General features: G+C 67.2%; 24 protein-coding genes and 1 pseudogene. 16 read left to right on the top strand and 9 right to left on the bottom strand.

Translation table 11 applies throughout. The features are described from left to right. The first annotated feature begins 14 nt into the window (after positions 1 to 14). From WBN46_RS16105 to WBN46_RS16095, 3 genes are read left to right on the top strand one after another with little or no spacing between them, the layout of a single operon-like run. Positions 15 to 149 carry a hypothetical protein gene (locus WBN46_RS16105; protein WP_255431468.1) on the top strand — a complete coding sequence of 45 codons (135 nt, stop codon included), beginning with the start codon at positions 15 to 17 and terminating at the stop codon, positions 147 to 149. Beyond that, a complete protein-coding gene (locus WBN46_RS16100; RefSeq protein WP_337732445.1) occupies positions 146 to 724 on the top strand; it encodes a cytochrome c oxidase assembly protein in 579 nt (192 codons plus the stop codon). Before WBN46_RS16105 ends, WBN46_RS16100 begins: the two co-directional genes overlap by 4 nt. 28 nt (positions 725 to 752) lie before the next feature. After that, positions 753 to 1631, top strand: a complete 879-nt coding sequence (locus tag WBN46_RS16095) for a cytochrome c oxidase subunit 3 (protein WP_192199750.1) — start codon at positions 753 to 755, stop codon at positions 1629 to 1631. Positions 1632 to 1757: 126 nt separating this feature from the next. Here the strand turns inward: WBN46_RS16095 and WBN46_RS16090 are convergent, their stop codons facing one another. Further along, positions 1758 to 1979, bottom strand: a complete 222-nt coding sequence (locus tag WBN46_RS16090) for a twin transmembrane helix small protein (protein WP_192199751.1) — start codon at positions 1977 to 1979, stop codon at positions 1758 to 1760. A gap of 101 nt (positions 1980 to 2080) precedes the next feature. Here WBN46_RS16090 and WBN46_RS16085 point away from each other — a divergent pair, with 101 nt between their 5' ends. The 4 genes from WBN46_RS16085 to cyoE all read left to right on the top strand — a co-directional run bounded on the left by WBN46_RS16085 (position 2081) and on the right by cyoE (position 5635). Further along, positions 2081 to 2800: an SURF1 family protein gene (locus WBN46_RS16085; protein WP_337732444.1), complete on the top strand. Its 720-nt coding sequence runs from the start codon at positions 2081 to 2083 to the stop codon at positions 2798 to 2800. A gap of 151 nt (positions 2801 to 2951) precedes the next feature. Then, positions 2952 to 3524 (top strand): hypothetical protein, encoded by a 573-nt coding sequence (locus tag WBN46_RS16080; RefSeq protein WP_337732443.1) that lies wholly within the window; start codon positions 2952 to 2954, stop codon positions 3522 to 3524. A 25-nt stretch (positions 3525 to 3549) separates the two neighbouring features. Continuing rightward, complete coding sequence (locus WBN46_RS16075) at positions 3550 to 4695, top strand: COX15/CtaA family protein (protein WP_337732442.1); 1146 nt, start codon at positions 3550 to 3552, stop codon at positions 4693 to 4695. Position 4696: 1 nt separating this feature from the next. Next, positions 4697 to 5635 (top strand): heme o synthase, encoded by a 939-nt coding sequence (gene cyoE, locus WBN46_RS16070; protein WP_337732441.1) that lies wholly within the window; start codon positions 4697 to 4699, stop codon positions 5633 to 5635. A 125-nt stretch (positions 5636 to 5760) separates the two neighbouring features. On the opposite strand, the gene WBN46_RS16065 is transcribed toward cyoE, so the two are convergent. Together WBN46_RS16065 and dnaG are read right to left on the bottom strand one after the other, a co-directional pair. Continuing rightward, positions 5761 to 6273, bottom strand: coding sequence for a protein tyrosine phosphatase family protein (locus WBN46_RS16065; protein WP_337732440.1), 513 nt, complete (start codon positions 6271 to 6273; stop codon positions 5761 to 5763). 10 nt (positions 6274 to 6283) lie between these two features. Continuing rightward, on the bottom strand, positions 6284 to 8011 hold the full coding sequence (dnaG, locus tag WBN46_RS16060; RefSeq protein ID WP_192199757.1) for a DNA primase: 1728 nt from the start codon (positions 8009 to 8011) through the stop codon (positions 6284 to 6286). 60 nt (positions 8012 to 8071) lie between these two features. On the opposite strand from dnaG, the gene dld reads away from it, so the two are divergent. Then, positions 8072 to 9772 carry a D-lactate dehydrogenase gene (gene dld / locus WBN46_RS16055; RefSeq protein ID WP_337732439.1) on the top strand — a complete coding sequence of 567 codons (1701 nt, stop codon included), beginning with the start codon at positions 8072 to 8074 and terminating at the stop codon, positions 9770 to 9772. Between the two features lie 48 nt (positions 9773 to 9820). Here the strand turns inward: dld and WBN46_RS16050 are convergent. From WBN46_RS16050 to rpsU, 4 genes and pseudogenes are all read right to left on the bottom strand, one after another. Then, a pseudogene (locus tag WBN46_RS16050) lies at positions 9821 to 10645 on the bottom strand (YihY/virulence factor BrkB family protein); the annotation flags it as partial. Between the two features lie 85 nt (positions 10646 to 10730). After that, positions 10731 to 11225: a GNAT family N-acetyltransferase gene (locus tag WBN46_RS16045; RefSeq protein WP_337732438.1), complete on the bottom strand. Its 495-nt coding sequence runs from the start codon at positions 11223 to 11225 to the stop codon at positions 10731 to 10733. A 59-nt stretch (positions 11226 to 11284) separates the two neighbouring features. Next, positions 11285 to 11731 (bottom strand): GatB/YqeY domain-containing protein, encoded by a 447-nt coding sequence (locus WBN46_RS16040; RefSeq protein ID WP_337732437.1) that lies wholly within the window; start codon positions 11729 to 11731, stop codon positions 11285 to 11287. A 109-nt stretch (positions 11732 to 11840) separates the two neighbouring features. Further along, positions 11841 to 12056 carry a 30S ribosomal protein S21 gene (gene rpsU, locus WBN46_RS16035; RefSeq protein WP_002808376.1) on the bottom strand — a complete coding sequence of 72 codons (216 nt, stop codon included), beginning with the start codon at positions 12054 to 12056 and terminating at the stop codon, positions 11841 to 11843. Positions 12057 to 12190: 134 nt separating this feature from the next. Here rpsU and tsaD point away from each other — a divergent pair, with 134 nt between their 5' ends. From tsaD to WBN46_RS16015, 4 genes are all read left to right on the top strand, one after another. Further along, positions 12191 to 13228 carry a tRNA (adenosine(37)-N6)-threonylcarbamoyltransferase complex transferase subunit TsaD gene (tsaD, locus tag WBN46_RS16030; protein ID WP_337732436.1) on the top strand — a complete coding sequence of 346 codons (1038 nt, stop codon included), beginning with the start codon at positions 12191 to 12193 and terminating at the stop codon, positions 13226 to 13228. Between the two features lie 77 nt (positions 13229 to 13305). After that, complete coding sequence (folB, locus tag WBN46_RS16025) at positions 13306 to 13665, top strand: dihydroneopterin aldolase (protein ID WP_192199763.1); 360 nt, start codon at positions 13306 to 13308, stop codon at positions 13663 to 13665. A gap of 4 nt (positions 13666 to 13669) precedes the next feature. Beyond that, positions 13670 to 14161, top strand: coding sequence for a 2-amino-4-hydroxy-6-hydroxymethyldihydropteridine diphosphokinase (folK, locus tag WBN46_RS16020; RefSeq protein WP_337732434.1), 492 nt, complete (start codon positions 13670 to 13672; stop codon positions 14159 to 14161). Continuing rightward, complete coding sequence (locus WBN46_RS16015) at positions 14158 to 14682, top strand: hypothetical protein (RefSeq protein ID WP_337732432.1); 525 nt, start codon at positions 14158 to 14160, stop codon at positions 14680 to 14682. The genes folK and WBN46_RS16015 overlap by 4 nt, the downstream gene beginning before the upstream one ends. Here the strand turns inward: WBN46_RS16015 and WBN46_RS16010 are convergent. After that, positions 14623 to 15363 carry a pteridine reductase gene (locus WBN46_RS16010; RefSeq protein WP_337732431.1) on the bottom strand — a complete coding sequence of 247 codons (741 nt, stop codon included), beginning with the start codon at positions 15361 to 15363 and terminating at the stop codon, positions 14623 to 14625. The two genes, WBN46_RS16015 and WBN46_RS16010, sit on opposite strands and share 60 nt — an antisense overlap. 184 nt (positions 15364 to 15547) lie before the next feature. Here WBN46_RS16010 and WBN46_RS16005 point away from each other — a divergent pair, with 184 nt between their 5' ends. Together WBN46_RS16005 and WBN46_RS16000 are read left to right on the top strand one after the other, a co-directional pair. Next, positions 15548 to 17005: a circularly permuted type 2 ATP-grasp protein gene (locus WBN46_RS16005; RefSeq protein WP_337732430.1), complete on the top strand. Its 1458-nt coding sequence runs from the start codon at positions 15548 to 15550 to the stop codon at positions 17003 to 17005. Continuing rightward, positions 17005 to 17946: an alpha-E domain-containing protein gene (locus WBN46_RS16000; protein WP_337732429.1), complete on the top strand. Its 942-nt coding sequence runs from the start codon at positions 17005 to 17007 to the stop codon at positions 17944 to 17946. The genes WBN46_RS16005 and WBN46_RS16000 overlap by 1 nt, the downstream gene beginning before the upstream one ends. Before the next feature lie 170 nt (positions 17947 to 18116). Here the strand turns inward: WBN46_RS16000 and WBN46_RS15995 are convergent, their stop codons facing one another. Continuing rightward, the gene (locus tag WBN46_RS15995; protein WP_337732428.1) at positions 18117 to 18947 is read right to left on the bottom strand and encodes a 20S proteasome subunit A/B; all 831 of its coding nucleotides are present in this window, start codon (positions 18945 to 18947) and stop codon (positions 18117 to 18119) included. 119 nt (positions 18948 to 19066) lie between these two features. Between WBN46_RS15995 and WBN46_RS15990 the strand changes: the two genes are divergently transcribed. Both WBN46_RS15990 and WBN46_RS15985 read left to right on the top strand, forming a co-directional pair. Then, on the top strand, positions 19067 to 20251 hold the full coding sequence (locus tag WBN46_RS15990; protein ID WP_337732427.1) for a class I SAM-dependent methyltransferase: 1185 nt from the start codon (positions 19067 to 19069) through the stop codon (positions 20249 to 20251). Between the two features lie 59 nt (positions 20252 to 20310). Continuing rightward, positions 20311 to 20640, top strand: coding sequence for a VanZ family protein (locus tag WBN46_RS15985; RefSeq protein WP_337732540.1), 330 nt, complete (start codon positions 20311 to 20313; stop codon positions 20638 to 20640). Positions 20641 to 20732 lie beyond the last annotated feature (92 nt).

Genomic DNA, 20732 nt, shown 5'->3' with positions numbered 1-20732 from the left:
CCGAGCATCGCGCCATGAACGCCCCCGTGCTGACTCCCGAGGAACTCGCGCGCCGCCGCAAGGCGGTGCTGCGGACGGCGTGGGTGATCGGCGGCATTGCGTTCGCGATCTTCGTGGCCTTCATCGGCCGCGCGGTGTTGAGCGCATGAGCGCGGCCAAGTCCAACTCGACCGGGCTGTTCAAGCTGGTGGGCGTGGCGGTGGCGGTGTTCGTGCTGACGTTCTCGCTGGTGCCGCTGTACCGCATCGCCTGCGAGAAGGTATTCGGCATCCGCCTGGAGCAAGGGCCCGGCCAGGTGGCCGCCGCGGCGGCGACCAAGGTCGCGCGCACGGTGACCGTGCAGTTCGATGGTGGCGTCAACTCCAAGCTGCCGTGGGCGTTCCGGCCGGAACAGCTGACCATGGAAGTGGTGCCCGGCGAGCTGTACGAGGCGAAGTATTTCGCCCGCAACGACAGTCAGCGCGCCGTCGTCGGCAGCGCGGTGCCGTCGGTGGCACCGGCCCGCGCCTCGGGCTATTTCACCAAGACCGAGTGCTTCTGCTTCACGGCCCAGACCCTGCAGGCCGGCGAAAGCCGCGACATGCCGGTCCGCTTCATCGTGGACCCGGACCTGCCGGCGGAAGTGAAGACCATCACCCTGTCCTATACCTTCTTCAAGAACGACGCACTGACCGCGCAGATCGGCACGGGCAACGCGTCGCCCTCGCCGCTCGCGGCACCCTGACCACGTCTTACGCAACGGAAACAACGCCATGGCACAAGCCCAATCGCCAGACGCCAACATCTACTTCGTGCCGCACAGCTCCAAGTGGCCGTTCGTGGGCTCCATCGCCATGTTCGTCACCATGGTGGGCGTGGCCAGCTGGCTCAATGACGCGGCCTGGGGCATGTGGGTCTTCTATACGGGCGTGGTGATGCTGTGCGCCACGCTGTTCATGTGGTTCGGCGACGTGATCCGCGAATCGGTCAGCGGCCACTACAACCGCCAGGTGGACGTGTCGTTCCGCATGGGCATGGTGTGGTTCATCTTCTCCGAAGTGATGTTCTTCGCCGCGTTCTTCGGCGCGCTGTTCTATGCCCGCACGCTGGCGTTGCCGTGGCTGGGTGGCGAAGGCGACGGCGTGATGACCAACAGCCTGCTGTGGGAAGGCTTCTCGGCCGCGTGGCCGAGCGCGGGTCCGGGCCAGGTGGGTGGCCAGTTCCAGACCATCCCCGCGTGGGGCCTGCCGCTGCTCAACACGCTGATCCTGCTGACCTCGGGCGTCACCATCACCATCGCGCACCATGCGCTGAAGGCGGGCAACCGCAGCCAGCTGCTGATCTGGCTGGGCGCCACGGTGCTGCTGGGTTGCGTGTTCCTGTTCTTCCAGGCCGAGGAGTACATCCACGCCTACAAGGAACTGAACCTGACGCTGGGCTCGGGCATCTACGGCTCCACGTTCTTCATGCTGACCGGCTTCCACGGCCTGCACGTGACACTGGGCACCATCATGCTGGCGATCATCTGGTTCCGCTGCGCCAAGGGCCACTTCACCAAGGACAACCACTTCGGCTTCGAGGCCGTGGCGTGGTACTGGCACTTCGTGGACGTGGTGTGGCTGGGCCTGTTCCTGTTCGTCTACGTGCTGTAAGGGACGGGACAGGTGATCCGGGATTCGTGATTCGCGACAGCGAACGCCGTATCCAGCAAAAAGCGACGGAAGCCCGTCGCTTTTTTGCTTCTGCGAACCAGGAATCGCGTTCCGCGCCTCACGGCGTCAGCCGGGATTGACCCCATGCGGGGTGATCCATCCCATGTAGATGGCCAGGACGACCAGCAGGATCAGGCCCACGGACAGCGCTATGCGACGGGTCAGCGCATTGACGGTGCGCTTGCTTTCGCCCTTGTCCACCAGCATGTAGTACAGGCCCGCACCCAGGTTCCAGACGATGAGGATGAGGAAGGCGATGATCAGCAGGGTTTTCAGCGAATCGTTCATGGCGTCCTCGACGGGGCCCGGGCGGTGAGGCGCGCATTATCGCTCCCCCGGCGTGAGCCGAAGGTGGGTGCGACATTCGGACGCAGTGCGTGAGCCGGCACATGCCGCTGCCGGTCGGTTGGACGCTGGCCGTGCTGGCCATGTCGCTGTTCTGCAGCCTGGGCGCCTGGCAGTGGGGCCGGGCCGAGCAGAAGGAGGCCATGCTGGCGGAGACCGCGCGCGTACTCGCGGAGCGTCGCCCGCAGCCGCTGGCACTGGCGGAAGATGCGGGCCGCACGCAGTCCTACGACTGGGCCGGTGGCGAAGGCGAGTTCCTGTCAGGGCCGGCGATCCTGCTGGACAACCAGACGCGCGACCGGCGGCCCGGCGTGCGCGCGTATCGCGTCTTCCAACCCGTCAACGCCGCCCCCCTGCTGGTGGAGCTGGGCTGGTTGCCCGTGCCGGGAAACCGCGCGATGCCGGCCGTGGCACCGGTGGCCGGTCGGCGACGCCTGTCGGGACTGCTGGTGCCGCCGCCGTCGGAAGGCATCGCGCAGGCGCCGCCCGCCGTGCAAGCCGACGGCAGTCTGCTGGTGATCGCGCTGCAGCGTGAGGAGCTGGCGCAGGCACTGCAGCTGCCGGCATTGGCGCCCCGCTTGCTGAAGCTGGACCCGGACCTGCCGCTGGGCTATGCCCGCGACCTCGACGTCCTGCCCAATACGCTGCCGCCGGAGCGCCACATCGGCTACGCGGTGCAGTGGTTCGGGTTGGCCGGTGCGGTGCTGGTCACCGCGCTGCTGCTGACCTGGCGCAGTCGGCGAGGCGCGCGAAAGGGCTTGTAAGTGCCGGGTGGACAGGTCCTGCAGGGAATCGCAAAGAGCGTGGTTCGACAGGTCCGCCCCGAACGGTCTTCAAGGGGCTTTGCCTGCTGGACGGTGTCGCCCCGCGTTGCCAGAGGGGCAATGATCGCCCGGGCGTGAGAAAATGACGTCCATGGACCCAAAACCATTCGATCCCGCCCAGCGGCGTCGCGGGCGGTGGATGCTCGTCGCCCTGTTCGCCCTGTTCTTCGGCACCGTGTTCGGTGCGGGCATCCTGCGCTTCTCCGGCTGGCAGCCGGCGACGCACAAGAACCACGGTTTGATGTTGCAGCCGCCTGCGGACGCGCGAAGCATCGCGCCGATGCTCGCGGACGGCAGCGCCTACGACTGGAAGCCCGCCGAACGCCGCTGGCGCATCGTCGCCGCGCCGGCACCAGGGTGTGCGGAGGCTTGCCTGAAACTGGCGCAGGACCTGGACAAGGTGTGGCAGCTGTTCGGCCACAACGCCGACGAAGTCGACATCCTGTGGGTCGGCGACTACCCGGATGGGGCGCCGAAGCACAGCGCGCTGCGCCTGGTGCGCTCGGATGACCCGTTGCGTGGCCTGCTGCCGCAGGTGGACGACCCGGCCGGCACGCCTGTGTACGTGATCGACCCGCACGGTTTCGTGATCCTGCGCTATGCCCCGGGCTTCGATCCGGCCGGCCTGCGCACGGATGTCTCGAAACTGATCAAGCTCATCTGAGCGCTCGCCCGAACTGCAGACGATGATGAACGCTGTCGCACGTCCCGTGATCTACCGACATTTCCATAGAATCGCCTGGCTGGCGGTCGCCCTGACGCTGTGCGTCGTGGTGTTCGGCGCCTTCGTGCGCCTCTCCGATGCCGGCCTGAGCTGCCCCGACTGGCCCACCTGCTATGGCCGGGCCGCATGGCCGGGCGCGGTGAACGAAGCGGCCTCGCACGCGGCCAGCGACATCCGGCCGTTCGAGACGCACAAGGCATGGCGCGAGCAGGTGCACCGCCACATCGCCGCCTCGCTGGGCGTGCTGGTGCTGGTGCTCGCACTGCTTGCTGCACGCCGCCGGCGCTGGGGCATCGCGCAGATCCTGGTCGCCGCCGGCCTGGTCGGCGCGGCCATCCCGCTGTACATGCACGGCGAACACGGCGCGGCTTCAGCGCTCGCGATCCTCGGCGAAGCGATCCTGCTGTTCGCCGCGCTGCGCTGGTCCAACATCGACCTGGCACGCGCGGGCGCGCTGACGCTGGCGGTGATCATCTTCCAGGCGCTGCTGGGTATGTGGACGGTGACCTGGCTGCTCAAGCCCATCGTGGTGATGGGCCATCTGATCGGCGGGCTGACCACCTTCTCGTTGCTGGTGTGGATGGCGTGGCGGGCGACCGACCGGCCGATCACGCTGGCCGATGCGACCGTGCTGCGTCGCTGGCTGATCGGTGGCCTGGTGCTGCTCGGCATCCAGATCGCGCTCGGTGGCTGGGTCAGCGCGAACTACGCGGCGCTGGCCTGCGGACTGGATTTCCCGAAGTGCGTCGGCCAGTGGTGGCCGCCGGCGGATTTCGGCGAGGGCTTCGTACTGTGGCGCGGCATCGGCGTGGACTATGAAGGCGGCGTGCTGGATGGCGCTTCGCGCATCGCGATCCAGATGACCCACCGCATCATGGCGGTCGTGGTGGCGTTCTATGTGCTGGCGCTCGCGTGGCGCCTGTTCCGCACGCCGGGCATGCGCAGCTGGGCGTTGACGCTGCTGGTGCTGATCTCCGCGCAGGTCACGCTGGGCATCCTCAACGTGAAGCTCAACCTGCCGCTGCCGGTCGCGGTGGCGCACAACGGTGGCGCGGTGCTGCTGCTGTTCACCCTCGTATCGCTGACCGCGCGCCTGCGCAGGCCCGACTGACATGGCCTCGACGTTCCGCCAGTACTGGGCGTTGACCAAGCCGCGCGTGGTGGCGCTGATCGTGTTCACGGCCATCGTCGGCATGTTCCTCGCCATCGATGGCCTGCCCGACGGCGCGCAGGTGTTGCGCGGCGGGTTGGGTTTCCTCGGCATCTGGCTGGCGGCTTCCAGCGCGGCCGCCATCAACCAGCTGCTGGATGCGCGCATCGACGCGAAGATGGCGCGCACCTCATGGCGCCCGCTGGTGCAGGGCCAGGTGAAGCCGTGGCAGGCGCTGGTGTTCGCGCTCGCGCTTGCCGCGCTGTCGATGGCCATCCTGGTGCTGTGGGTCAACACGATCACCGCGATCCTGACCTTCGCTTCGCTGATCGGCTACGCGGTGATCTACACCGTGTTCCTCAAGCGCGCCACGCCGCAGAACATCGTCATCGGCGGCATCGCCGGCGCAGCACCGCCACTGCTCGGCTGGGCCACGATGACCGGCATGCAGGGCGAGTGGGACTGGCCGCACGCGCTGCTGCTGGTGCTGATCATCTTCGTGTGGACGCCGCCGCATTTCTGGGCACTGGCGATCTTCCGTCGCGAGGACTACGCGCGCGCGCTGGTGCCGATGCTGCCGGTGACGCACGGCGTGACCTATACGCGCTGGCAGATCCTGTTCTACACGGTGCTGCTGGTCGAAGTGACCGTGCTGCCGGTGGTATTCGGCATGAGCGGTTTCTTCTACCTGGGCGGCGCGCTGGTGCTGGGCGCGGTGTTCCTCTGGTACGCGTGGCGCCTGCTCGATCCACCGGACGAGTTCTTCGCCATGCGCGTGTTCAACTACTCGATCGTCTACCTGATGGCGCTGTTCGCGTTCCTGCTGGTGGACCACTGGGTGATGCCGCTGCTGCAGCCGGCCGCCTCGGCTGCCGGTATCGAGTTCGTGCCGGCGGGATAGCTCGGGGCGATCGATCTTCCTGTGTGGGAGCGACGCAAGTCGTGATGCCGAAGACTGGGCACTCAAGGCATCTGAGACCTCATCGAAAAGCGATAGCGACTTACGTCGCTCCCACGGAGAGGGGGTCAGTCGGCAGTCGTATTCCCTGTCTGCTTCGGCGGTACCAGCCGCTCCACCACCGCCGGCTCCAGCGACTTCAACCCTGCCGCGCGACCCAGCGCGAGGGCTTCTTCCGTCGATGCACCGTCAACCTGGGCAGCGCCGAGGGCGAGCAGGGCGCCGACGCGATTGCCCGAGGCGCAATGCAGCAGCACCTCACCTTCCCTTTGTTTCAGCAGGGCGTGCAATGCCTTGGCGTTTTCCGGCGTGAGGTCGTCCTTGCCGGCGATGGGCATCGCAACGTATTCCATGCCCAGGCGGCGCGCTTCAGCGGCCTCGTCGTAGCCCCGTTCTTCCTGCGATCCGCGCAGGTCGATCACCGTGCGGACGCCCTGCGCACGCAAGCGGGCAAGATCATCCAGCGCGGGCTGGCCGCCGGTATGCAGGCCGGGACGCGGCTGGGTGAATTCCGCCGCCAGTGTGGAGAACGAGGTGCCGCACAGCAGCGTGGCGAACAGGCAAAACGCGAAACGTGTCATCACGGACTCCTCAGTGGCGGCCGATGCGGGCCTGCAGCAGGGTTCGCAGTTCGTACTTGTCGGCTTCGTCCAGACCCATGCTGCGCTGCTTGGCCTGGAGTTCGTCCAGACGCTGCTGCAGCATCTGCTTCTCCAGTTGCACGGCGGCATCGAGGACTTCGAGACGCCAGTTGTCTTCGTCGCCGGGCAGTTCCTGCATCGCCAGTTTCTGCAGCGCGACGACCTCCTCGCGCTCGGCGAAGTGCTCCAGCAGCGCCCCGGTGGTGATATCGGGCCGCGCGTGCACCAGCGCGATCACCTCCAGCAGCAGGTCCATGCCTGCCAGCCGCAACGCCGAGAAGCCATGCGTGGATTCGATCGACAACGCCAGCGCCGGCTTGTGCAGGAGCCGCACGATCATGCTGCGCACGAGGCTAGGTTTCTGGCCGGCCTGTGACGGCGCAGGACGGCGTGCAGGCAGCGGCGCGGTCGGTGCCGTGTTGCCGGCGCCCACGCCGGTGATCTCGGTGAGGCGCTGCCGCATCAGGTCGCCGAACGCGCCGTCGGGGATCTGCGCCAGCAACGGCCGCGCGCGTTCCGCGAGGCGCGCCTTGCCGTCGAGCGTGGACAGTTTGATGTCCTTGCCCATCTCTTCGAAGAAGAATTCCGACAGCGGCATCGCCTGTTGCAGGCGTGCGTCGAAGCCAGCCGCGCCCTCCTGCCGCACGATGGTGTCGGGATCCTCGCCATCGGGCAGGAACAGGAAGAACGCCTGCCGTCCGTCCTTCATGCGCGGCAGCACCGATTCCAGCGCTCGCCATGCGGCACGCTGGCCGGCCGCATCGCCGTCGAAACAGAAGTACACGTCCGGCGCATTGCGGAACAGCAACTCGGCATGCTCGGGCGTGGTCGCGGTGCCCAGCGTGGCGACCGCTTCCTTCACGCCGAACTGGAACAGCGACACCACGTCCATGTAGCCCTCGACCACCACCAGCCGCGCGATCTTCTGGTTCGCCTGCTTCACCTGCCACAGGCCGTACAGCTCGCGGCCCTTGTGGAACAGCGCGGTCTCCGGCGAGTTGAGGTACTTCGGCCCGTCGTCCTTCTGCAGCACGCGGCCGCCGAAGGCGATCACGCGTCCGCGACGATCGTGGATGGGGAACATCACCCGGTCGCGGAACTTGTCGTAGACGTGGCCGCGATCGTTCTTCGAGAACAGACCGGCGCGGTCGAGCAGCTTCATCCGGCGCTCGTCGGTGCCCAGTGCATCCTTCAGCGCGGAGTAGCCATCCGGCGCGTAGCCGATCATGAACTGCGTGCGGATCGCCGCATCCACGCCGCGGCCATCGAGATAGGTCTTCGCCTTCTCGCTGGTGTCGAGATTGCGCTGGAAGAAGCGTGCGGCGGCTTCGAGGGCGTTGAACAGATCGCGGGTATCGTTGTTCTCGTTCCGTTGCTGCGTTTCGCGTGGCACTTCCATGCCACTGCGGCGCGCCAGTTCCTCCACGGCATCCAGGAACTCGAGGCGGTCGTAGTTGATCAGGAACGACAGCGCGGTGCCGTGCGCGCCGCAGCCGAAGCAGTGGTAGAACTGCTTGGTCGGCGAGACCGTGAACGACGGCGAACGTTCATCGTGGAACGGGCAGCACGCAGAGTATTCCTTGCCCTGCCGCTTCAATGGCACGCGCGCGCCGACCACCTCGACGATATCCGTCCGGGCGAGCAGTTCGTCGATGAAGGCGTCGGGGATGCGGGCCATGGGCCACATAGGATGCCATGCCGGGCCGGCACACCGTCGGGGCGCGTTACCATGCGGTACATGTCCTCCGCCCCCTCTTCCGATGACGCCCTGCTGACCCGGTTGCGCAGTGCGGTCGGGACTTCCCATGTGCTGACCGGCGCCCGCGCCACGCGACGTTTCCGGCGCGGTTACCGCTTCGGCGAGGGGTCGGTGCTCGCGGCGGTGCGCCCCGGCACGCTGCTGGAACTGTGGCGGGTGCTGCAGGCGGTGGTGGACGCGGGCCGCATCGTGCTGATGCAGGCGGCCAACACGGGCCTGACCGGCGGCTCCACGCCGGATGGCGACGACTACGATCGCGGCATCGTCCTGGTCAGCACCCTGCGCCTGACCGGCGTGCAGCTGATCGACGAAGGGCGGCAGGTGGTCTGCCTGCCGGGCGCGACGCTGGATGTACTGGAGAAGGTGCTTGCCCCGCTGGATCGCGAGCCGCATTCGGTGATCGGCTCTTCATGCATTGGGGCGTCGGTGCTGGGGGGCGTTTGCAACAACTCAGGCGGCGCGCTGGTGCGGCGCGGGCCGGCCTACACCGAACTGGCCCTGTTCGCGCAGATGGATGTTGAAGGCAGGCTGCAGCTGGTCAACCATCTCGGCATCGCGCTGGGCGACACGCCCGAAGACATCCTGTCGCGGCTGCAGGCGGGCGATTACGGCCAGGGCGACATCATCCGCGACCCGGCGCGCGCGGCATCCGATCCGCATTATGCCGCGCACGTGCGGCAGGTGGATGCGCCCACCCCGGCCCGCTACAACGCCGATCCTTCGCGCCTGCATGAAGCGTCCGGCTGTGCAGGACGATTGGCCGTGTTCGCCGTGCGCCTGGACACCTTCGAGAAAGAGGCCGCGTCGGTCTTCTACATCGGCAGCAACGACCCGGACGATCTCACCGCAGTGCGCCGGCACATGCTGACGGCCTTCGAACGCCTGCCTATCTCGGGCGAGTACCTTCATCGCGATGCGTTCGACATCGGCGACCGCTATGGCAAGGACACCTTCCTGCTGATCGAACGCTTCGGCACCGACAAGGTGCCCGGGGCCTTCGCGCTGAAGAGCCGCCTGGATGGCTGGTGCGAACGCATCGGCCTGGGAGGCCTGACCGACCGGCTGCTGCAGGCGGCGACGTCGCTGCTCCCGGACCATCTGCCGCCGCGCCTGCGTGCCTGCCGCGACCGTTTCGAGCATCACCTGCTGCTCAAGGTGTCAACGCGCGATGCGGAGGCCACGCGTACGTTCCTCGAACACTTCTTCGCCGCACGCGCGGGCGGTTTCTTCGCCTGCGATGCCGACGAGGGACGCAAGGCCTTCCTGCTGCGCTTCGCCGTGGCGGGTGCGGCGGTGCGCTACCGCGCCGTGCATCGTGCACAGGTGGAGGACATCGTCGCGCTGGATGTCGCTCTCCGTCGCGATGATCGCGACTGGGTGGAGGCATTGCCTGTGGACGTCGCGGACACGATGGTGGCGCGGCTGTACTACGGGCACTTCTTCTGCCACGTATTCCACCAGGACTACATCGTGAGGAAGGGCGTGGATCCGCTGGCCGTCGAGCACCGCCTGTGGGACCTGCTGGATGCCCGCGGCGCCGAGTATCCGGCCGAACACAACGTCGGCCACCTCTATCGCGCCAAGCCGCCGCTGGCCGATTTCTACCGGCGACTGGATCCGACCAACACGTTCAATCCCGGTATCGGGATGACCAGCAGGCGCGCCGGATGGAAGGAATGAGTGGAGGGGAGCGAGCGCCTGCCTTCCTCACTGGTCCCTCCCCACTCTCCGCTCATCGATGACCGCCGTGAGCAGCGCGCCGATGAAGAACACCACGCTGGCGTAGTAGATCCACACCAGCAGCAGGACCAGCGCCCCCATCGAACCGTACGCGCTGCCGGGCGCGGCCTGGGCGAGGTACAGGCCGATCAGGTAGCGGCCGGTCGCGAACAGCACCGCGGTGATGGCACCGCCCAGGAACGCCTGCCGCCATGCGACGCGCCGGTCCGGCAGGTAGTGGTAGAAGAACGCGAATGCGAGGGTGTACAGCAGCAGCGTGGTGGCGTAGCCGAGCATGGGCAGCAGCGAAGGCAGCCGGGCGAACACCACCTGCAGCGCGGTGGTGGCGATCATGGACACGATCAGCAGGAAGCCGATGGCCAGCACGACACCGAGCGAGAACACCCGTTTCATCAGCCATGCGGGCAGGCCGTTGAGGCGCTGCGCATCGGTGCGGAATATCAGGTTCAGCGCGCCCTGCAACTGCGCGAACACGACGGTGGCGCCGACGAACAGCAGCGCCGTGCTCCACCATCCCGCCAGCGAGCCCACATCCGGCCGGTCGCTGGCGTTGCGGATCACCGTCTCGGCGACCGTGGCGGCGCTGGGGCCCGCCAGCTGGTGAATCTGGTCGAGCAGCGACTGTTGCGCCGGCGGGTAGAGCGAGGCCATCAGCCAGAGCAACAGGACCAGCAGCGGTGCAAGCGACAGCAGCGCATAGAACGACAGTGACGCTGCCTGCGTCATCAGGTCGGTCTCGATGAAGCGCCGGCCCAGCGCGACGGGCAGGCTGCGGTTGGCGCGTTCGCCGGCATCGCGTGCCAGCGTGCGCAAGGTGGCGAGGTCGTTTCGACGGGGCATGCGCCGAGGGTGGCGTACGCCGTGTCAGCGGTGCGTTAGGGTTGCGTGGCGGTGGTGTTCATGCGTCCGCGCCGGCGAGGGCGTGCAAGGCGGCGCCACTGACGCGTTGCACCGTCCATTCGTCCAGACCGACCGCGCCCAGACTGCGGTAGAGGCGGATCGCGGGTTCGTTCCAGTCCAGTACCGACCATTCGAAGCGGCCGCAGCCACGTGCGACGGTCAGCTGTGCGAGATGCACCATCAGCCGCCTGCCGAGACCGAATCCACGGTAGCGCGGCAACACGAACAGGTCCTCGAGGTACAGCCCGGGCTGGCCGAGGAACGTGGAAAACGAGTGGAAGAACAGCGCGAAACCGGCGGGCGTGCCATCGGCCTCGGCGATCACGACTTCAGCGGCGGGACGTTCGCCGAACAGGTGGGTTTCGAGCAGGGCGGGCGTGGCGACGGCCTCGTGGGCGAGTTTTTCGTACTCGGCCAGCCCGCGGATGAAGGCGAGGATCTGCGGGATGTCGGCGCGGGTGGCCGGGCGCAGGGTGATGGCAGGGGTATCCATGGCGCGAGGATGCCACGGATGGGGCAGGGCGCCAGGATGCCTGGCGCCCCGCGGCGGGCTCAGCCCGCGAGCTTCTTCTTGATCAGCGCGGAGACCTGGCCCATGTCGGCCTGGCCAGCGAGGCGTGGCTTCAGCACGCCCATCAGCTTGCCCATGTCGGCCGGACCGGTGGCGCCCGTCTCGGCGATGGCGGCCTCGATGGCGGACAGGATCTCGGCTTCGCCCAGCTTGGCCGGCAGGTAGGCTTCGATCACCACGATCTCGGCACGCTCGATGGCGGCCAGGTCCTCGCGGCTGGCGGCTTCGAACTGGCTCACCGAATCCTTGCGCTGCTTGACCATCTTCTCCAGCACGGCCAGCACGGCGGCGTCGTCCAGTTCGATGCGCTCGTCCACTTCTCGCTGCTTGATGGCGGCGTTGATCAGGCGGATGACAGCCAGGCGGTCTTTCTCGCCGGCCTTCATGGCGGCCTTCATGTCATCGGTGAGCTGCTGTTTCAGGGACATGGCGTACTCCGGGGGAATGGGGGCGGGGAAGGCGCGGGGCGGCCGGAAGCCAAAAACACAAAAAGCCGGCGACGCTCGCGCGTGCCGGCTTCTTGCGAAGCGACGCGGCTCAGTACAGGCGCTGGCGCTTGGTGACGTCGCGCGAGCTGCGACGCAGCTGACGCTTCACCGCAGCAGCGGCCTTGCGCTTGCGCTCCTGGGTCGGCTTCTCGTAGAACTCGCGCTTGCGGGTTTCGGCCAGGACGCCGGCCTTTTCGCAGGTGCGCTTGAAGCGACGCAGCGCAAACTCAAACGGCTCGTTTTCGCGGACTTTGACGCTGGGCATACGTAATCTCGGTGAAGTAAACGGCCCGGGCATACCGGGTGAGCCGCGTATTATAGCGGCTGCCTCCGGCGCTGCAACCCACCCCGCTAACGGCCCGGCTTGCCCTCTCCCTCCCTGAGCCCCAGATCCCGGTCATGAAAGTCCTCGGCATCGAAACCAGCTGCGACGAAACCGGCGTGGCCGTGTACGAAACCGGCCTGCCCGGCACGGCGGGCCTGCGCGCCCATACGGTCTACAGCCAGATCGCCCTGCATGCCGAATACGGCGGCGTGGTTCCGGAACTGGCCAGTCGCGACCATGTGCGGAAGCTGCTGCCCTTGATCCGGCAGACCCTTGCCGAGGCGGGCATGACCACCGCCGATCTGGATGGAGTGGCCTACACCGCCGGGCCCGGACTGGTCGGTGCGCTGCTGGTCGGGGCCGGGGTGGCCCGCTCCCTGGCATGGGCGCTGGACGTTCCTGCCGTCGGCGTCCACCACATGGAAGGCCACCTGCTGGCGCCCCTGATGGAGGACGACCCCCCGGAACCGCCGTTCGTGGCCCTGCTGGTCTCCGGTGGCCATACCCAGCTGGTAGCGGTGGACGCCATCGGCCGCTACCGTCTGCTGGGTGAAACGCTGGACGATGCGGCCGGCGAAGCCTTCGACAAGACGGCCAAGATGATGGGTCTGCCTTACCCCGGCGGGCCGCAGCTGGCGGCGCTGGCCGAGCAGGGAACCGTTGGCAGGTTCAGGTTCGCCCGGCCGATGACCGACCGGCCGGGCCTGGATTTCAGCTTCTCCGGCCTGAAGACGCAGGTACTGCTGGCCTGGCGCGACAGCGACCAGTCGGAACAGACCCGCGCCGACATCGCGCGCGGCTTCGAGGATGCGGTGGTCGATACGCTGGCGATCAAGTGCGAACGCGCACTGGACGCAGCCGGCAGCGATGTCATCGTCATCGCCGGTGGCGTGGGCGCCAACAAGCGCCTGCGCGCCAAGCTGCAGGAGATCGCGGCGAAGCGCGGTGGCCGTGCATGCTTCCCGCGCCCGTCGCTGTGCACCGACAACGGCGCGATGATCGCATTCGCTGGCGCGCTGCGCCTGCAGGCGGGCCAGCACGAAACGCCGGAAGTGAAGGTGGTGCCGCGCTGGGACATGGCGGCGCTGCCGCCCGTGATTCGGAGTTTGTGATTCGTGATTGGTAAAAGCCGGGACTCCACGTAGCCTGTGTCCCACCGATCACCCATCACCCATCACGGCTTTCATCCATGGACACCGTTTTCATCGAAGACCTGCGCATCGAGACCGTCATCGGCATCTACGACTGGGAGCGGGAGATCCGCCAGACCGTGGCGCTGGACGTGGAGATGGCATTCGACAACCGCGTGCCCGCCGCGCGCGATGACATCGCACTCACGCTGGACTACAAGGCGGTGTCGAAGCGGCTGATCTCCTTCGTGGAGGAAGCGAGCTTCGGTCTGGTCGAGACCCTCGCGGAACAGTGCGCGGCGATCATCCGCGATGAATTCGGTGTGGCCTGGGTACGGTTGAAGCTGAGCAAGCCCGGTGCGGTCACCGGTGCGCGCAACGTCGGCGTGCAGATCGAACGCGGCACACGCCCGGCCTGACGTCATGGGAACCGCTTACCTGAGCCTGGGCAGCAACATCGAGCCCGAACGCCACCTGCGTGCCGCCGCCGCCGCGCTATGCGAACGCTTCGGCGAGGTCCGCTTCTCGTCGGTCTACCGCACGCGCTCCGTCGGTTTCGACGGCACGGATTTCCTCAACGCCGCCGCCGTGATGGAAAGCGACCTCGACCCGCTTGCGCTGAACGACTGGTTGCATGCGCTGGAGGACGCCCATGGCCGGGACCGCAGCGGACCGCGCTTCTCGGACCGCACGCTCGACATCGATATCGTCTTCTATGACGATCTGGTCCTGCAGGGGCCGGGCAACCTGCGCCTGCCGCGCGAGGAGCTGAAGCACGCCTTCGTGCTGCTGCCACTGGCCGAGATCGCGCCCGACATGGTCGACCCGCGCAGTGGCCGAACGCTGGCCTCGCTGTGGCGCGCGCATCCGGACCACGGCAGTCCTCCCAGTCCTTCCCGCATGGAGTTCGCATGATCACTGCGGACTGGCTCAACGTGGTTCTGGCCGGCGTGAACATCGTGGTCACGGCCTTCATCGCACTCGCCGTACACCGGGCGAGCAAGCGGTCGGCGAGGATGGAGCATGACCGCGGCATCAAGGACGCCTGGATCAACATCGACATGGCCGCCCTGCAGGACCCCGACAACATGCGCCTGCTCGATCAGTTGATCCATGCGGACCAGCAGGGCGCGGACCCGGATGCCTCCCGTCGGCGCTGGCTGGCCTATATGGTGCTCAATCCCTTGGAGGCAGCGTGGAGTGGAGCGAAGTTCGGCCACCTTCCGGATGCGGTGCTGGACAGCTCCGAGCGCACCATGCGCGGCCTGGTGCAGCACGATGATGTGTACGCGCTTATCCAGGGATTCGTGTACTCGATGGAGTTCCGTGCGCGCTGTGCAGAACTGCGCAAGGCTTGGCAGGAGGACAGTGCGCGCCTAGCCCAGCGCGCGCCCGCCGTCCACGCGGACCACCTGCCCGGTGATGTAGCTGGCTGAGTCACCCAGCAGCCACGCCACGGTGCCGGCAATGTCGTCCGGATCCCCGACGCGACCCAGCGGCGTCTGCGCCAGCAGGTTGGATTGCATCCCGGGGTCGATCCCGCCGTCGGGCCACAGGATGGCGCCCGGCGAAACCGCGTTCACCCGCACCTCCGGCGCCAGCGATACAGCCAGTCCGCGCGACACCGCCAGCAGTGCCGCCTTGGATGCGGCGTACACCGCCAGGTCGGCACGCGGCTTGTCGGCATAGATGTCGGCGATGTTGACGATCGCCCCGCGTGCGGCGCGCAGGTGCGGCGCCGCCGCCTGCGACAGGAAGAACGGCGCGCGTGCATTGACCGCGAACAGCTCTTCCCACTGCGCCGGCGTGGCGCTGCCGGCCGGCGTGGGATAGAACGCCGACGCGTTGTTGACCAGCGCGTCCAGGCGACCGTAATGGCCCACTGTCCTCGCCACCAGTTCGGGCAGGCGATCGAAGGCGGTCAGCTCGGCCTGCAGCTTAAGCGTGCTGCCGGCGCGTGCGGTTTCCAGTTCAGCGGTCAGGGCCTGCATGTCGCTGGCCGAAGCGCGATAGTGCAGGGCCAGATGCCAGCCATCGGCGTGCAACCGGCGCGCGATCGCCGCTCCCACGCGGCGGGCGGCACCGGTGACCAGGACGACGCGGCGCGAGGTGGGCATGGCGGACTCCGGTGCGGGGACGGACATTCTCCCTGCTTTGCACCGGAATGGCGCAACGCGACGCCTGCGGATGTGAGTCGAATCCACCCTGCTGCGGAAGCTTGACGACGTGCACGGTTAGCGTGCATGTTGCGACGCATCACCCTTCGCCGGATGCGCCGGCCAGGGACAACGGAAAGGGCGAATGGACTGGGCGAAGTACCGCACCACGACCTTTGACGAACTCATCCAGGCCGATGGACGGCCGCGTCCGGCCGCACGCCGGCTGGTGGAGTACCTGGCGGGCCTGTCCGGCCGCGAGCTGGCCGAACGCCAACTCGCCGCCGACGTGGTGGCACGCGTGCAGGGCATCACCTTCACCGTGTACTCGGATGGCCGCAACGTCGACCGCACGCTGCCTTTCGACCTGATCCCGCGCATCATCCCGCTCAGCGAGTGGCAACGCACCGAGGCCGGCCTGAAGCAGCGCATGCGCGCGCTGAACCTCTTCATCGGCGACATCTACGGCAAGCAGCAGATCGTCAAGGACAAGGTGTTCCCGGCGATGCTGCTGAAGGACTCGGTGAACTTCCGCGAGCAGTGCGTCGGCGTCACCCCGCCGCTGGGCGTGTGGGCGCACATCTGCGGTTCGGACCTGGTGCGCGACGGTGATGGCACGCTGTATGCGCTGGAGGACAACCTGCGCATCCCCTCGGGCGTCAGTTACATGCTGGAAAACCGCATGGTGGCCAAGCGGGTATTCCCGGAGCTGTTCGAGACCAGTTCGATCCTGCCGGTGGACGAGTATCCCAGCCAGCTTTACGACACCCTGGCCGCGCTGTCGCCACGCCCCGGCAACACACCCGTCATCGCGCTGCTGACACCGGGCGTGTTCAACAGTGCGTACTTCGAGCACGCGTACCTGGCGCAGGCCATGGGCATCGAGCTGGTCGAAGGCAGCGATCTGTTCGTCGCCGACGACGACTGCACCTACATGCGGACCGTGTACGGTCCGCAACGCGTGGACGTGATCTATCGCCGCGTCGATGACCTGTTCATCGATCCGGACGTATTCCATCCCGAGTCCGTGCTCGGCGTGCCGGGACTGATCCGCAGCTGGCGCGCGGGCAAGGTGGCGCTGGCGAACGCGCCCGGCGCGGGCGTGGCCGACGACAAGGTGGTCTTCGCCTACGTGCCGAAGATGATCAAGTACTACCTCGACGAGGACCCCATCCTCCCCAATGTGCCCAGCTACCTTTGCCACAACGCGAAGGAACGCAAGTACGTGCTGGAGAACATCGAGAAGCTGGTGGTGAAGCCGGCGAACGAATCCGGCGGTTACGGCATGCTGATCGGCCCGCGCTCGACCAAGCGCCAGCGCGAGAAGTTCAAGGCGCTGATCGAGGCGAATCCGCGCAACTACATGGCGCAGCCCACGCTGGCGCTGTCCACCGCGCCCATCGTGACCAAGCAGGGACCATCACCCCGCCACATCGACCTGCGGCCCTTCGTCCTGTCGCGCGAGGACACCTACGTCACCACGGGTGGCCTGACCCGCGTGGCGATGGTGAAGGGCTCGCTGGTGGTCAATTCATCGCAGGGCGGCGGCGCGAAGGACACCTGGGTGGTCGATCTGTCCGACCATGACGAGGAGGCTGCCTGATGCTGTCGCGCGTCGCCGACAACCTGTTCTGGTTCAGCCGCTATGTGCGGCGGGCGGAGAACACCGCGCGCCTGGTAGGCGTGGGCAGTCAGCTGCAACTGGACATGCCGCGCTCCGTCCGTTTCGCGTGGCGGCCGATGATCGACACCGTCGGCGCCGGGCCGTACTTCGAGGAATGCCATCCCGGTGCCGGCCATGGTGCCGCCGACGTGGACGTGATCCATTTCCTGCTGCTGGACGAGCGCAATCCGTCGTCGCTGCGCACGTCGGTGGATTCGGCGCGCGAGATCCTGCGCAGCATCCGCGACAGCCTGCCGCAGGACGTGTGGGAAGCCATCAACGACCTGCACCTGTACATCGGCGCGCACGGCGAGCGCAGCCTGAGCCGGCGTTACCGCATCGAGTTCCTCAATCGCATCATCGATGGCTGCCTGAAGGTATCGGGCCTGCTCAGCGCCAACGTAAGCCGCGACATCGGCTACCAGTTCCTGCGCCTGGGCACGGCACTGGAACAGGCCGACATGACCACCCGCATCATCGATGCCGGCGCCTCGGGCCTGGTGACGCCGCGCAACGAGGATGATCGCGAGGCCTTCCAGAACATGCAGTGGATGAGCGTGCTGCGCTCGCTGGCCGGCTACCAGATGTTCCGTCGCCACGTGCGCCAGCGCGTCACCGCCGAGCTGGCGCTGCGCTTCCTGTTGCAGAACAACGAGTTCCCGCGCAGCGTGCAGTTCTGCCTGACGCGCGCGCAGAGCGTGTTGCCTACGATGCCCCCACGCCCCGGCGTGGACCGTCATCTCAACCGCCTGATCGGCATGACCCGCAATGCCGATCCGGTGTCACTCGCGGCACGCAATCCCGCGCCCTTCATGGACCAGATCCAGGTCCACCTGAGTTCGCTGCATTCGGCCATCGCCGAGGGCTATTTCCACGGGTGAGGACGCGGCTTTCTGTAGGAGCGACGCAAGTCACGACCGCACGGCCGATGCTTTCGCCCACGTTTGGATCATGCGCAGCAGCCTGTCGTCCGGCGCTTTCGCTTGGTCGCGGTGCCGGGACGATTGGGCGTGCGGTCGTGACTTGCGTCGCTCCTACAGAGGCCTGAGGTCTATTGCTGCCCTTGCGCGTCGCCGGGATCCTGCCGCGAGGGTGAGCGCCGCGGCGGCATCGTTGGCAGCGGGCCGGCGGGTGCTTCGCGTTCCTGCTGCGGCTCCCAGGGAAACCGCGGCAGGCTGTGCACTGCGGCCTCCAGCTTGCGCGACCACGTGTCGTGGATCTCGGCGTACAGCGGCGTGTCGGCTTCCAGCCGCACCTTCTGGCTGATCTTCAGGTCGCCCGTACGCAGCAGCGCCATGTCCACCGGCATGCCGACCGACAGGTTGGAGCGGATCGTGGAATCCAGCGAAACCAGTGCGCAGCGCGCCGCATCTTCCAGCGAGGTCTCGGGCCGGATGATGCGGTCGAGGATGGGTTTGCCGTACTTGGATTCGCCGATCTGCAGGTACGGCGTTTCCGGTGACGTGGCGATGCAGTTGCCCAATGGGTAGACCATGTACAGGCCGGGCCGCTCGCCGGCGATCTGGCCACCGAGGATCAGCGTGGACTGCACGTTGACACCACTCTGCTGGGCATCGTCGATCACCCGCGCCTGGCTGGTCACCAGCGTCTCGCCCACGTACTCGGCCACTTCGTACAGGTGCGAGAACGTGCGCAGGCTGCGCGGCGCATGCGGATCATCCACGTCGCGCTGCAGCTTGGACAGGGTGAGCTGGGTGGTGGCCAGGTTGCCGGCCGACATGATGACGAACACGCGCTCGCCCGGCCACTCGAACACGTGCAGCTTGCGGTACACGCGCACATCGTCGAACGAAGCGCTGGTGCGGGTATCCGCGGCGAAGACCAAGCCTTCGTTGACTTCGATGCCGACGCAATAGGTCATGGCGTGTCCGTTGCTGCTGTGCACCACGATTCTATGCGTGGCCCCGGGGGTTGGCTAGGGCTGCCGTGCCAATGTGAATCGGCCCGTACAATGACGTGGTTTCCCGTTTCAGGTGCGCCATGCAGGCTGATCTACCCCTACCCGACGATGTGGCACAGGCGCACAGCGAACGCCTGGCCGCACTGATCCGCGCCGAGATCGCCGCCGGGGGCGGCAGCATGCCGTTTTCGCGGTTCATGGAGCGCAGCCTCTACGCGCCCGGGCTGGGCTACTACAGCGCGGGCAGCACCAAGTTCGGCGAGGCGGGTGACTTCACGACGTCGCCGGAGTTGGGACCACTGTTCGCCAGCTGCGTGGCGCAGGCGGTAGCACCAGTGTTGCAGCAGCTGGGGCCGGAGGCCGAATTCGTGGAGATCGGCGGCGGCAGCGGCGCTTTCGCGGAGATCATGCTGAAACGCTTGCTGGCGCTGGATGCCCTGCCTGCACGGTACGCGATCCTCGAACCCAGTGCCGACCTGCGCCAGCGCCAGCGCGAGCGCTTGGAAGCGCGCCTGATTCCGCCGGTCTTCGACCTGGTCGAATGGCTCGATGGCCCGCCGTCCGACGCCTGGAATGGCGTCCTGTTCGCCAACGAAGTGATCGACGCCCTGCCGACGCCGCGCTTCACGCTGCGCGATGGCGAAGTGTTCGAGGAGGGCGTGGCGCTGGACGGCGAAGGTCGCTTCGTCCGCACCGACCGGCCGGCCGACGCGTTGCTCGCCGCCGCCGTGCGCCATGTCGAGCGCTATCTCGAGCAGCCGTTCCCGGACGGCTACCGCTCGGAACTGCTGCCGCAACTGCCGTACTGGATACAGGCGGTGATGGGAGGCCTGGATCGCGGTGCCATGCTCTTCGCCGATTACGGCTACACGCGGCGCGAGTTCTACCAGCCTGACCGGGACGACGGCACGCTGCGTGCGTATTACCGCCATCGGGTGCACAACAATCCCTACCTGTGGCCGGGTCTGCAGGACATCACCGCGTCGGTGGATTTCACCGCGCTGGCGGAAGCCGGCACGCAGGCGGGCTTCGACATGGCGGGTTACACCACGCAGGCCAACTTCCTGCTGGGCAACGGCCTGCAGGAACGGTTGGCCGAAGCCGAAGCGCGCGCGGACGAAACCACGTTGTTGCGCCTGCGCAACGAGGCCAAGCGGCTGACCTTGCCCAGCGAGATGGGGGAACGATTCCAGGTGATGGGTTTTTCGCGCGACGTGGAGTTCGGCGTGGCGTTCCTGTTCAACGACCTGAGCTGGCGCCTGTGAGCGGGACATTCGCGCTCAAGCCGTTCCGTCGTCCGCGGCTGTGGCTGCCGCTGTGGCTGATGGCGGTCACGGCCGTGGTCGTGTTGTCGCTGGTGAATCTGAGTGGATTGCCGCCGGTGCCGGCAGGTGGCGACAAGGTCGAGCACTTCCTGGCGTACGCACTGCTTTCCGCGGCGGCCGTGCAGCTGTTCGCCAAGCGCCGTGCCTGCCTGCTTGTGGCACTGCTGCTGGTCGCGCTGGGCATCGGCCTGGAGTTCGCGCAGGGAATGCTGACCAGTACCCGCATGGCCGATCCGCGTGATGCAGTGGCGAACACGCTGGGCGTGCTGGCCGGACTGGCGACGATGACCACCCCGCTGCGCGACCTGCTGCTGCGCCTGCGCGGATGATGGTAGGAGGGGCTTCAGCCCCGATGCTTTTCGTCAAATCGATGGGATATCGACCGAAGAGCATCGGGGCTGAAGCCCCTCCTACAGGATCC

The sequence above is a fragment of the Pseudoxanthomonas sp. CCNWLW251 genome (assembly GCF_037402255.1).
Lineage (GTDB): Bacteria > Pseudomonadota > Gammaproteobacteria > Xanthomonadales > Xanthomonadaceae > Pseudoxanthomonas_A.
The sequence above is the reverse complement of the archived record's forward strand: the minus strand, read 5'-3'. Positions and strand labels throughout refer to the sequence as shown.

Bases quoted from the DNA above. Each gene is read 5' to 3' on its own strand.
- WBN46_RS16105 (WP_255431468.1), top strand. From the start codon at position 15: ATGAACGCCCCCGTGCTGACTCCCGAGGAACTCGCGCGCCGCCGCAAG.
- WBN46_RS16100 (WP_337732445.1), top strand. From the start codon at position 146: ATGAGCGCGGCCAAGTCCAACTCGACCGGGCTGTTCAAGCTGGTGGGC.
- WBN46_RS16095 (WP_192199750.1), top strand. From the start codon at position 753: ATGGCACAAGCCCAATCGCCAGACGCCAACATCTACTTCGTGCCGCAC.
- WBN46_RS16090 (WP_192199751.1), bottom strand. From the start codon at position 1,979: ATGAACGATTCGCTGAAAACCCTGCTGATCATCGCCTTCCTCATCCTC.
- WBN46_RS16085 (WP_337732444.1), top strand. From the start codon at position 2,081: ATGCCGCTGCCGGTCGGTTGGACGCTGGCCGTGCTGGCCATGTCGCTG.
- WBN46_RS16080 (WP_337732443.1), top strand. From the start codon at position 2,952: ATGGACCCAAAACCATTCGATCCCGCCCAGCGGCGTCGCGGGCGGTGG.
- WBN46_RS16075 (WP_337732442.1), top strand. From the start codon at position 3,550: ATGAACGCTGTCGCACGTCCCGTGATCTACCGACATTTCCATAGAATC.
- cyoE (WP_337732441.1), top strand. From the start codon at position 4,697: ATGGCCTCGACGTTCCGCCAGTACTGGGCGTTGACCAAGCCGCGCGTG.
- WBN46_RS16065 (WP_337732440.1), bottom strand. From the start codon at position 6,273: ATGACACGTTTCGCGTTTTGCCTGTTCGCCACGCTGCTGTGCGGCACC.
- dnaG (WP_192199757.1), bottom strand. From the start codon at position 8,011: ATGGCCCGCATCCCCGACGCCTTCATCGACGAACTGCTCGCCCGGACG.
- dld (WP_337732439.1), top strand. From the start codon at position 8,072: ATGTCCTCCGCCCCCTCTTCCGATGACGCCCTGCTGACCCGGTTGCGC.
- WBN46_RS16045 (WP_337732438.1), bottom strand. From the start codon at position 11,225: ATGGATACCCCTGCCATCACCCTGCGCCCGGCCACCCGCGCCGACATC.
- WBN46_RS16040 (WP_337732437.1), bottom strand. From the start codon at position 11,731: ATGTCCCTGAAACAGCAGCTCACCGATGACATGAAGGCCGCCATGAAG.
- rpsU (WP_002808376.1), bottom strand. From the start codon at position 12,056: ATGCCCAGCGTCAAAGTCCGCGAAAACGAGCCGTTTGAGTTTGCGCTG.
- tsaD (WP_337732436.1), top strand. From the start codon at position 12,191: ATGAAAGTCCTCGGCATCGAAACCAGCTGCGACGAAACCGGCGTGGCC.
- folB (WP_192199763.1), top strand. From the start codon at position 13,306: ATGGACACCGTTTTCATCGAAGACCTGCGCATCGAGACCGTCATCGGC.
- folK (WP_337732434.1), top strand. From the start codon at position 13,670: ATGGGAACCGCTTACCTGAGCCTGGGCAGCAACATCGAGCCCGAACGC.
- WBN46_RS16015 (WP_337732432.1), top strand. From the start codon at position 14,158: ATGATCACTGCGGACTGGCTCAACGTGGTTCTGGCCGGCGTGAACATC.
- WBN46_RS16010 (WP_337732431.1), bottom strand. From the start codon at position 15,363: ATGCCCACCTCGCGCCGCGTCGTCCTGGTCACCGGTGCCGCCCGCCGC.
- WBN46_RS16005 (WP_337732430.1), top strand. From the start codon at position 15,548: ATGGACTGGGCGAAGTACCGCACCACGACCTTTGACGAACTCATCCAG.
- WBN46_RS16000 (WP_337732429.1), top strand. From the start codon at position 17,005: ATGCTGTCGCGCGTCGCCGACAACCTGTTCTGGTTCAGCCGCTATGTG.
- WBN46_RS15995 (WP_337732428.1), bottom strand. From the start codon at position 18,947: ATGACCTATTGCGTCGGCATCGAAGTCAACGAAGGCTTGGTCTTCGCC.
- WBN46_RS15990 (WP_337732427.1), top strand. From the start codon at position 19,067: ATGCAGGCTGATCTACCCCTACCCGACGATGTGGCACAGGCGCACAGC.
- WBN46_RS15985 (WP_337732540.1), top strand. From the start codon at position 20,311: ATGGCGGTCACGGCCGTGGTCGTGTTGTCGCTGGTGAATCTGAGTGGA.